This window comes from Pseudogracilibacillus amylolyticus (SeqCode) (assembly GCF_051918545.1).
GTDB lineage: Bacteria > Bacillota > Bacilli > Bacillales > Amphibacillaceae > Pseudogracilibacillus.
Genome location: NZ_JBPPZG010000130.1, coordinates 1 through 10,868 on the forward strand (window position 1 = coordinate 1; position 10,868 = coordinate 10,868).

The window sequence follows — 10,868 nt, forward strand, 5'->3', positions numbered from 1 at the left end:
AATCTTAATCTTCGCAAAAATACCGAGTTGTCAAACTCTAAATCATTTGATTATGATTCTAACAGGCATTTTCAGATTTATGGAATAAGCTTTATCTTACTTGGTTATATATTATTCGGGGCAATTTTGTTTTTGATTATAAACATGTATCAAGTAAATCTTTTTAATGTTTGGCCGTTTATTATTTGGAGTATTGTCGGGCTTCTTCTATACAGTGTTTACGAAGTTTATTCGCTTTTTGTCATTGCGCTTTTAATTACGGTTTTTGGTCAACTGTATAGTGCGCTTGCCTTTTCATCCTTCAATTTAATTATATTTTTCATTTTTGTATTTGGTTATTTTTATTTCGTATTGCGTCGGAATAATCCTTTTTATAACTATGTTTTTGCAATTGGTCTTGCAATCCAAATTTTAGTTGCAACAATTGTAGCGTTGGAGCAATATTATTGGTTTATTTTTCTCACGCTTTTACTGTATATACTCGGTAAAATCATTCCAAAGACAGCCTTAAGAAATTCGCTTATTTATGTGAGTTTATTAAGTATATTTATTTTTAAAATGTATGAATCTTTTCTTTTACAAGAAGAATACTTTGTTAATGATCTTGTCATAGAACCTGGCTTTTTTATCGGATTAGGTATTGTATGGATCGGTGCATTTATTTACGAGTGGAGATGGAATAAATCAGAATTGATAAATCTGCTATTATTTATCCCTTTCTTTTTTATCCCGTATTCCTATATCTTTATCATTCTAAGTATGTTCCTATTTGCTATTTATTGGCTGATCATTGGCTTTCAGTCGAATCAGGATGACAAAACAATCATCGGAATTATCAGCTTTTTGATCAGTACTTTTACTGTCTATATTCAATTCGCATGGGAAACATTGAATAAATCCTTGTTCTTTTTACTTGGAGGAATACTTTTGTTTGTCATTAGTTTTATTTTGGAGAAGCAGCGAAGAAAGACAGAAGGTAGAGTAGGGGGACATAAAAAATGAAACGGATCCTCTTTTATCTAATCATTCTATTGCAAGTTATTGTAATTGTTTTTTTGACGTATCAATTTGAAAAAATCGATCGAACAGGTTATGAAATAAAAATCCAAACATTATCTCCTGAATTTCCGGTATATGGTGATTTTATTGATGGTGACATGTATGTGGAATATGATATTAATAAAATTCAAGCCGACAGATGGAAAACCCCTATGCCGATAGACTATAATACACCTGTTTATGTATTACTTGAAAAAGATAAAACTGGAGTATTTCGAGTTCGTTATGCAACTACTAAAAAAATAGAAACAACAAAAAAAGATGCGTATGTATTAAAAGGTACATATCAATACTATGACCAAGATCATGATATTCATTATGTGAATTATGGGCTTGAATATATAAAGCAAGCGGATCGTTTTGGAACATTTAAACCAAGAGATGAACTGGTCATTACAATATTAATCGGAAAATGGGGACAGTATAAAGTCGTTGGAATTGATAAATGGAATGAATAGCAACGGAAAAAAGAATTCACGAGTGGAATATTAAGATTACTTATCGGTTGTGAAGTCAGTAGCTTTCTTTTCAAGTGAAAGTCAAACTAGTTAGATGAGTTTAAATTGCAAATAATTGGAATTTCCACTACCAATTTCTATGAAAAAACCTTATAATTAGGCTATGGATTTCTGTCCAAATCCCTAACTCAATATCATGGCCGATGATTCTACAAATCAACTGATTGGTTATAAGCATAAATGTTTGAAAAGCTGGGGATTTTTTTAAAAGATAAGAAAGTATAAATTTTTGCTCTACCACGGTGTTGATCACTGTGGTATTCTTATTGTATGGAGAAAAATATTTTGAAAGAAATTTTCTTTGATAATCATCAACATTGGGAGTCATTTAAAAGGAAATATGAAGATAGAATCCGTTCGGTAGTTATCAAGGAGGTTGAGAAGTTTCGTGACTGCGGAAATCCGAAAAATGGATTTAAACTCTTTGTTTGTGAAGGCTGCCATGATGTTCGAAAAGTTCCTTATCGTTGTAAAGGCCGCTTTTGTACAACATGTTCACTTGGGGAAAGTGAAGAATGGAGCCGTTTATTAACAGAAGATGTATTACAGGTGAACCATCGACATGTTATATTTACGATTGATGAAGGGTTACGCGAAATTTTTTTGTTGCATCGTCATCTCTTAAAACCTTTGATGGATGAGGCCGCCAAACTTATCTCAGATTACTTTGGAAAGAAGGCAAAGGTAAAACCAGGTATCATAGCTGGTTTACATACGTTTGGTTCAAGAGTAAACTTTAATCCACATGTACATATGTTGGTGACAATGGGAGGAATAACAAATAAGGGAGAATGGAAAGGATATGATTTTATCCCTTTTAAAATGCTTCGAAAGCAGTGGCAGACTGTTGTATTAAAGTTAATCAGAAAAAATCTGACTGAGAAAGAAAAGAAACAGGTTCAGCCTCGCTTACAAAAGGCTTTTTCCGAAAATGGGGAAGGCTTCTATGTGTATGCCCCAAAGCAAAGAGGAAAAATAAAGGATCAGTTGAGATACATTGGTCGTTATATGCGTCGACCTGCGATTGGAATCAATCGAGTTGAGGCATATGATGGTCAAACCGTAACCTTTAAATATATTGATAAAAAAGATAACGAAGAGAAGCGTGAAACGCTTCTAGTAGAAGAGTTTATTATTCGTTTAATCCGCCATATCCCAGATGAACAGTTCAAAACTATTCGTCATTATGGTATGTATTCAAGAAGAAGTAAAAGCTTAAGCAAAAAAATGCTGGCTGCGTGGCAACAGGGTACAAGAAGCTGGATATTGAAAGTGAAGAAAACACTACGTCGCCAAACATGGAGAGAGCGTGTTGTTGCATGTGGTCAAAAAGATCCTCTTAGATGCCCACATTGCGACAACTATTATGAGTATAAGGGAGAAGTCTGTCCAGAGAATGGTAATTTAGAAGTAAAAGTTGCATTATCAAAAGATGCAAGACGATATATGGAGAGGGTGATTGCTTATCTCGAAGAAATCCCGGAATCAAAACAAACGAAAGAGAAACAAAAAGAAAAAAGGAACCGACCATCTAAAGACCAAGAAAGCAGTGATCAATTATCATTGTTTAATGTGTCATGAAGAAGAAAAAATTCCTTATGACGTAGTCAGGGATTTTGATTTAATGGATGGAGGAGACCCAACTACCCCGCCAAGATTCAGTTGTGAACAATGCGGAGGAGAAATGTATCCAGAGTATTATAAAGGAGTACATGGGCAGGAATACAAATTATCGGATATTATCTAGTCACGGAAAGAGAGAAAAGGACCGGGCCGCATTTTGCCCGGTTTTTCTTATGAGGTTAAGTTATGTTGAACAAATACGTATAAAGGAATTGAGCTTGATGTTTATGATGTTGTGAAAGATTTAGGAGAAGGAATCTATGAACCTAACAATATATCATATGTTGTTCTCTTTCATGGGCTTTCAGCTGCAAAACAAACCACCAGTTCTCACTGGTGGTTTTGATTTATCAACACGTGCCCGGCAATCCATTATTTTCTGGTCGATGAAATCCTACTTAAGTAAGTATCAAAACGTTTGGTAACTGACAGCCAACAGGTTGGGGTACCCTTAGGGTGGCAAAGGGACGGTTTTCGTGTTTCCTTTATAGGATTTAAGAAGATTTACGGAAAAATAAGTATGAGTAAAATGTTTTCACGTTCAACAACCTTTTTTGTGCCTGGTGTTGGATGCAACTTTTTCACAGTAGCATCAACTAATACATATCGAAAGAGTTTAACAAAATTTCTACTTTGCACTTTTTAACATTTTTACTTCTGCCTGTGTTTTGAGTAAACTCTCCGATAGAACTGTAACTTTTGCATCAACTATATCAATTTTTTCATTCAATCTTTTTTCTGTGTCAGTTAATTGCTGTGACACTCCTTTTATTTGTTGAGAATGTTCATCTAGTTTTTGCGATTGTTCCTTTAATTGTTGAGAATGCTCATCTAGTTTTTGTGATTGTTTCTTTAATTGTTGTGATTGCTCCTTTAATTGTTGCGACAGTTCCATGACAGCTTGAAAAATTGCTTCATTTGTAATCTCCTTACTCATTTACTTTCCTCCTTATATTTAGAGATATAATTATACTTGGTTGATATACGATGAAATGTACTAAAAAGCAAGTAGAGGTTAATGACAACTAAAAATGTTTAGTCATGTTATTGCTTAGTGAACAGAGGCGATGTGATTGCTTTCTATTTTATCAATGGAGTTGATAATAATGACATCTAATTACTATTATATCATAAAAGTACGACCTTTTTCGTGATAATTTTAACATGAACCCCACTTTTCATATACGCTCTGTATCGTATCACCGCATTAGTAGTGAGTAGTATATGATGAGGGAGATGATTTTAGTCTCCAGGATAATAATCACTATTCTATAAAAAGCTACTAAATAACTAATATAATCACAGGCTTTCTAGTTTGTCGGATTAATGAATCGAGATGAGCGAATATCGCTGCAATATTGTGTTTGATTTCGTTCAAGCCATTGTGAATTTATTTTGAGGCATTTATGATAATAAAGACTTCCATTCCTCTCCAACTTTTATGTTATTCAAAATGTGAATGGAAGCGCTATCCTCATTTAACACTATGTCCAATGTAATAGAAGTAAAGTGAATGTATTATATATTTTGACTACATTAATAAAAGTTATAGATGGCAGGGGTTTTATTTTCAAGTCACTCAAGATTATTTAATGGGAATAATAGGGGGTGAAATACTTGTTTAACTTACCGGCAGAGACTTTTTGGTTAATCCTTCCTTGGCCTTTTATATGGTTAGGGTTAGCGACTGTTATTTATTTTAAAATGAAAAAAGTGGATGATGAAGAGGAGCGCTTAGAAAAAATCAATAAATAATAATTAAAGGTCGGAGGCATTGAACATGAAATTAGATGGTATTATTTTTGTTATTTATTTGGGAGTATTACTAGGAATCGGTATTTGGTTTTCCCGTAAATCTTCTGAATCAACAGAACAATACTTATTGGGCGGACGTTCCCTAGGACCGGCTGTTACAGCAATGACAATGCAAACGACTGCTATGAGTGGATTTATGTTTATGGGTGCTCCAGCGATGGCTTTTCAATACGGGTGGTATGCAGTTTGGTACGCAATAGGTGATGCTGGGGGATCAATCATTAATCTTTCAGTACTAGGAAAAAGAATGAGAAGGATGTCGGAAAAACTTGGAGCACTATCTCCAATTGAATACTTGGAAAAACGATTTGAACATGCAAGTGTCCGTGTCGTGGGCTCTCTTATTGCTATAGTATTTCTATTTGGCTATGTTTGTGCTCAATTCATTGCTGCCGGTAAAGCGTTGTCGACTTTAACAGGGTTCTCTTATGAAGTCTCATTAATAATTGGAATTAGTGTCATTTTAATCTATACAGTCGCAGGTGGGTACTTAGCGGTAGCTTACACCTCTTTTGTACAAGGTTTAATAATGGTTACAGGTGTTGTTGGGATAGGTGTTCTTGCTTATTTTTATGTAGGCGGTTTATCGGGATTGAATGCATCACTTGCTGAAATTGATCCAACTTATTTAAGTATTTGGGGGAAGGATCTGGCATTTTATGGCCAATGGGGTGTGGTTTTAGGGGCAATACTTATTTATTCTATAGGTTACATGGGGCTACCTCATGTTGTTGTCCGCCATATGTCAATGAAAAGTACAAAGACTGTTAAAGGTGCCGTTTTAATTGGTGCCGTATGGAATCAATTCTTTATTTTTATACCATATATTTTAGGAATGATAGGTATTATTTTATTACCGACCATTGCAGATCCAGAAATGGTTATAACCGAATTAGCTTATACCTTATTCCCGGGAATTTTTGCAGCAATTTTACTTTCTGCAATAATGTCTGCTGTTATGTCAACGGCCGACTCAATATTAATGCAAGCTGGTTCCATATTGTCACGTGATATTTTTCAACGTTTTGTAAATAAGAATGCAAGTCAAAAAACAATGGTTCTTGTGTCAAGGTTATGCATTTTGGCAGGTGGAATTGTAGGTGTTATTGTTGCCATCTATGAGCCGCCTTCGGTTTTTGCTCTTGTTGTATTTGCTTTTGGAACATTAGGAAATAGCTTTTTAGTTCCTTATGTTGCTTCAGTTTATTCGAAAAAGGCTAATTATGTTGGCTGTCTAATGGCTATGATAGGCGGAGCGACAACAAACATCTTATGGACATCGATGAATTTTGAATCAATAACAGGTTTTCATCCATTTTTAGCAGGGTTAATAATATCGATTTTAGGAATGATTATCGGAAGTAAAATCGGGCCGAAACCTTCTAAGGAAATACAAGAGGTATTTGAAGAATCAAGAATTCCACGAGTGTTTTCGAAAGAATTTGATAAAAATATCACTCGTGATTTAGCTCCTGAGGCTAATCGTATATCTAAGTTTTTACGAGAGCAAGTCAAACAGGTAAGGGGAGTTAACCATGACTATGGTTTTAACACAAGAACTTGAGTTTCCTGAGCGTCAGGTTAAGAGGTTAATGAAAGGTTTAGAAAAACGATCAATGATCAAAATAGAAAATTTGGTTTATTATCCGTATTATTTTTTCGAGTTTGATGTGTCAGTTAAAACAGTTGTAGGATTAAAAGGAAAAACTGCCTGTACAGTGGATGCTTTGGATGGAAAATGTGCTCTAGTAGACGTGTTTCCTCAATTGATTCCATATGAAATTGAAACGGACTTTCAACTAGAAATAGTCATTACTGAAAATGAGGCTAGGAAAACCGCAAAGTACTTTATCTCTGAAAATATCTCCAAGAAAGTGAAGTTTCTAAAAGTTCCTGAAATAAAATTTTCATCTGAAACACTTTATTACCGTCCTTTTTGGCTTATTAACTTGACTAAATATAAAGAACAGTCACTAATAATAGTAGATGCAATTAGTGGAAATTACCACCCATTATAAATGTATTAATGTATTCATCTGCTTTAGTAACAGGTGGTCTATGTACCTAAAATAATGATAAGTATGCGTTTTATTCTGTAACGAGTTGATTGAATTTAGTGAATAATGTGATAAATATTAGAAAAATATACTGTGTGATGAATAAAGTCTTCTTAACGTTAAATGGAGAAGAATATCTTTTAACATTTTGTCTAATGGCTAAAATTAAAAACAATATATCATTATATGTAAGACGAATAGAGAGGAGCGTAGTAAATTGATCACAAATACAGATGATTTATCCAAAAAGGATGAACAGTATGTATGGCATGCCGTTAAGCCGTTTAACCCTGAGTCAACAATTATTGCGGAAGAAGCGGGCGGGGCTTGGATAACGGATATAAATGGGAATAAATATTTGGATGCCATGGCTGGTCTTTGGTGTGTAAATACTGGGTATGGAAGAGATGAACTTGCGGAAGTGGCTTATGATCAATTGAAGAAAATGGCATATTTTCCCCTATCTCAAAGTCATGTACCTGCAATTAAACTTGCTGAGAAGTTAAATAACTGGCTGGAAGACGAGTATGTTATTTTCTTTTCCAACAGTGGTTCCGAGGCGAATGAAACAGCTTTTAAAATTGCGCGGCAATATCATCACCATAAAGGAGATACGGGAAGGCATAAGTTTATTTCACGGTACCGTGGATATCATGGTAATTCGATGGGGGCACTGGCTGCAACAGGTCAGGCACAAAGAAAGTATATGTATGAACCGCTTGCCGGAGGATTTATCCATGTGACACCACCTGACATATACCGAAGCCCTTATAAAGGAACTTTGGAAGAGCAAAGTTTAGCGGCTGCAGACGAAATAGACCGTGTGATGACATGGGAATTAAGCGAAACAGTTGCGGGTGTAATTATGGAACCGTTTATTACCGGTGGTGGAGTAATTATCCCTCATGAAAGTTACCTGCCACGCGTAAGAGAGATTTGTGATAAGCATGGTACGCTGTTAATTCTGGATGAGGTAATTTGTGGCTTTGGGCGAACAGGAAAAAAATTTGGTTTCCAACATTCAGGAATAACGCCTGATATTGTGACGATGGCCAAAGGGATTACAAGCGGCTATCTTCCTCTCGCTGCAACCGCTGTCAGAAAGGAAATTTATGACCAATTTAAAGGAAAAGGTGAATATGATCATTTCCGGCATGTCAGCACTTTTGGCGGAAATCCAGCTGCATGTGCTCTGGCGATAAAGAACATGGAAATATATGAAAATGAGAATCTAATTGAACGTTCAGAAATGATGGGGAAAAGGTTAAAAGAGAGATTGTCAGATTTGGAAAGTCATCCTAATGTTGGTCATATTAGAGGAAAAGGATTGCTCATCGGAATTGAACTCGTGGAAGATAAAAAGACGAAGCAACCCGCAGATGTTGAAAAAGTTAATAGTATTATTGGATACTGTAAAGAAAATAGACTGATTATTGGTAAGAATGGGGATACGGTGGCTAGATTTAATAATATTATCGCTTTAAGCCCACCTTTAAATTTAACGAACGATGATCTAGACTTTATTGTAACAACATTAAAAAAGGCTTTTGCCAAATTGTAAATATATTGAATAGGAGTGATTGTTTTGACTACAAAAGTTGCTCAAAGAATTAAAAACTTTATAGGTGGAAAATGGGTAGATGCAAAGACGGAAAAGATTGAACCAGTATACAATCCCGCAACTGGCGAGGTGATTGCTGAAGTACCAATTTCAACAAAAGATGATCTTGATCAAGCGGTTAAAGTAGCGGCTGAAACATTTGAAACGTGGAAAGAAGAGCCTGTTCCAAAGCGGGCAAGAATTTTGTTTAAATACCAACAATTACTCGTTGAACATTGGGATGAGTTAGCACGCTTAGTAACAATTGAAAATGGGAAAAATTATACCGAAGCACATGGGGAAGTTTTACGTGGAATTGAATGTGTAGAATTTGCTGCTGGTGCTCCTTCCTTAATGATGGGTGAGCAGCTTCCTTCGATTGCCAAAGGATTAGAGTCTGGTGTGTACCGATATCCGATCGGTGTAATTGGTGGAATTACTCCATTTAACTTTCCAATGATGGTTCCGACATGGATGTTTCCAATGGCAATTGTAACCGGAAACACGTTTGTATTAAAGCCATCTGAACGAACGCCACTTTTGGCAAACCGGTTGGCAGAGCTACTTGTTGAAGCGGGTTTACCTGAAGGTGTTCTAAATATCGTACATGGGGCACATGATGTTGTAAATGGAATGCTTGATCATCAAGATATCGCTGCCATTTCTTTTGTTGGTTCTCAACCGGTAGCAGAATATGTATATAAACGTGGTACAGCTAATCTGAAACGTGTGCAGGCGCTTGCCGGTGCGAAAAACCATTCCATTGTTTTAAAAGATGCTAATTTAGATAATGCTTCCACGCAAATTTTAAATGCGGCATTTGGTTCTGCAGGTGAGCGTTGTATGGCTTGTTCTGTCGTTGCTGTAGAAGAATCGGTTGCAGATGAGTTTATATCGCAACTAGTTGCAAAAGCGAATGAAATTAAAATGGGTAATGGTTTGGATGAAGGCATTTTTTTAGGACCTGTCATTCGTGATTCACATAAAGAAAGAACATTACAATATATTGAAACAGGAGAAAAAGAAGGTGCGACACTTATTCGGGATGGTAGAAAAGACGAGAGCGCTCAAGAAGGCGGATATTTTGTCGGACCAACAATTTTCGATCATGTGACAAGTGAAATGAAAATTTGGCAAGACGAAATTTTTGCTCCTGTATTATCGATAAGTCGAGTAAAAGACTTAGATGAAGCAATTAAATTAACGAATAAATCTAAATTCGCAAATGGGTCTTGTATATTTACAAATAACGGCGGAAGTGTAAGAACATTTAGGGAAAATATCGATGCTGGAATGTTAGGAGTTAATATTGGCGTCCCTGCCCCAATGGCATTTTTCCCATTCTCCGGATGGAAAGATTCATTCTATGGAGACTTGCATGCAAATGGAAAAGATGGTTTACAATTTTACACAAGAAAGAAAGTTCTTACAGGACGATGGGTTGAATAATTTATAAAACGCACAGTGAGAACTGTGCGTTATCATTTGGTTCTATAAAGTCCATGTTCAGTATGGAAGTAGCAGAATACTAATGATTGGTAGCTTACGTCAACTAAATGGTGTAAAAAGATGCGTAGTGGCTCAGGTCTAATGCTTAGTGCCGAGAAAAGATGCGTAGTGGCTCAGGTCTAATGCTTAGTGCCGAGAAAAGATGCGTAGTGGCTCAGGACTAATGCTTAGTGCCGAGAAAAGATGCGTAGTGGCTCAGATCTAATGCTTAGTGCCGAGAAAAGATGCGTAGTGGCTCAGGACTAATGCTTAGTGCCGAGAAAAGATGCGTAGTGACTCACGTCAAACGCTTAGTGACAGAAAAAAACGCTGAGTCCCTCAGCAACTTGCTTAGTCGCACTGAAAATTTAAAAGGAGTTCATAAGAAATAGTAACTACCACTGTCCCAAATGTTGAGACAGTGGTAGTTACTTACTGTTCCTGGGCTTGATAATGTTCTAAAACATATTTTCTCAGTTCTCGCTTCAAAAATTTACCGACAGATGATTTAGGGATTTCTTCAACAAATAATATATCATCCGGGAGCCAAAACTTAGCAAACTGAGGTTCTAAAAAGGCAAGTAATTCTTGCTTTTGAACTTTGCCGACAAATTTATCATGTAAAACGACACATGCAATTGGTCGTTCTTGCCATTTTTCGTCAGGAATTGCTACAACACTTGCTTCAAAAACTGCTTCGTGCGCCAT

At 36.0% G+C, this 10,868-nt stretch carries 11 protein-coding genes; 9 read left to right on the forward strand and 2 right to left on the reverse strand.

Annotated elements, in window-relative coordinates:
• The 4 genes from ACPYKA_RS13965 to ACPYKA_RS13980 form a co-directional block, all read left to right on the forward strand.
• On the forward strand, positions 1–1,002 hold a 1,002-nt coding region (locus ACPYKA_RS13965), incomplete at its 5' end, for a hypothetical protein (RefSeq protein WP_479542848.1).
• On the forward strand, positions 999–1,517 hold the full coding sequence (locus tag ACPYKA_RS13970; RefSeq protein ID WP_479542849.1) for a GDYXXLXY domain-containing protein: 519 nt from the start codon (positions 999–1,001) through the stop codon (positions 1,515–1,517). The genes ACPYKA_RS13965 and ACPYKA_RS13970, both read left to right, overlap by 4 nt.
• Before the next feature lie 330 nt (positions 1,518–1,847).
• A complete protein-coding gene (locus ACPYKA_RS13975) occupies positions 1,848–3,158 on the forward strand; it encodes an IS91 family transposase (protein WP_479542850.1) in 1,311 nt (436 codons plus the stop codon).
• Positions 3,159–3,460: 302 nt separating this feature from the next.
• Positions 3,461–3,625: a hypothetical protein gene (locus tag ACPYKA_RS13980; protein WP_479542851.1), complete on the forward strand. Its 165-nt coding sequence runs from the start codon at positions 3,461–3,463 to the stop codon at positions 3,623–3,625.
• A gap of 203 nt (positions 3,626–3,828) precedes the next feature.
• On the opposite strand, the gene ACPYKA_RS13985 is transcribed toward ACPYKA_RS13980, so the two are convergent.
• A complete protein-coding gene (locus ACPYKA_RS13985; RefSeq protein ID WP_479542852.1) occupies positions 3,829–4,137 on the reverse strand; it encodes a hypothetical protein in 309 nt (102 codons plus the stop codon).
• 680 nt (positions 4,138–4,817) lie between these two features.
• Between ACPYKA_RS13985 and ACPYKA_RS13990 the strand changes: the two genes are divergently transcribed.
• From ACPYKA_RS13990 to ACPYKA_RS14010, 5 genes are all read left to right on the forward strand, one after another.
• Positions 4,818–4,955, forward strand: a complete 138-nt coding sequence (locus tag ACPYKA_RS13990) for a hypothetical protein (protein ID WP_479542853.1) — start codon at positions 4,818–4,820, stop codon at positions 4,953–4,955.
• A 25-nt stretch (positions 4,956–4,980) separates the two neighbouring features.
• Complete coding sequence (locus ACPYKA_RS13995) at positions 4,981–6,579, forward strand: sodium:solute symporter family transporter (RefSeq protein WP_479542854.1); 1,599 nt, start codon at positions 4,981–4,983, stop codon at positions 6,577–6,579.
• Complete coding sequence (locus tag ACPYKA_RS14000) at positions 6,551–7,033, forward strand: hypothetical protein (RefSeq protein WP_479542855.1); 483 nt, start codon at positions 6,551–6,553, stop codon at positions 7,031–7,033. The genes ACPYKA_RS13995 and ACPYKA_RS14000 overlap by 29 nt, the downstream gene beginning before the upstream one ends.
• 256 nt (positions 7,034–7,289) lie before the next feature.
• The gene (locus ACPYKA_RS14005) at positions 7,290–8,633 is read left to right on the forward strand and encodes an aminotransferase (protein ID WP_479542856.1); all 1,344 of its coding nucleotides are present in this window, start codon (positions 7,290–7,292) and stop codon (positions 8,631–8,633) included.
• A 24-nt stretch (positions 8,634–8,657) separates the two neighbouring features.
• Positions 8,658–10,121, forward strand: a complete 1,464-nt coding sequence (locus ACPYKA_RS14010; RefSeq protein ID WP_479542857.1) for a CoA-acylating methylmalonate-semialdehyde dehydrogenase — start codon at positions 8,658–8,660, stop codon at positions 10,119–10,121.
• Positions 10,122–10,592: 471 nt separating this feature from the next.
• On the opposite strand, the gene ACPYKA_RS14015 is transcribed toward ACPYKA_RS14010, so the two are convergent.
• A partial coding sequence (locus ACPYKA_RS14015) for an AMP-binding enzyme (protein WP_479542858.1) occupies positions 10,593–10,868 on the reverse strand: 276 nt, incomplete at its 5' end.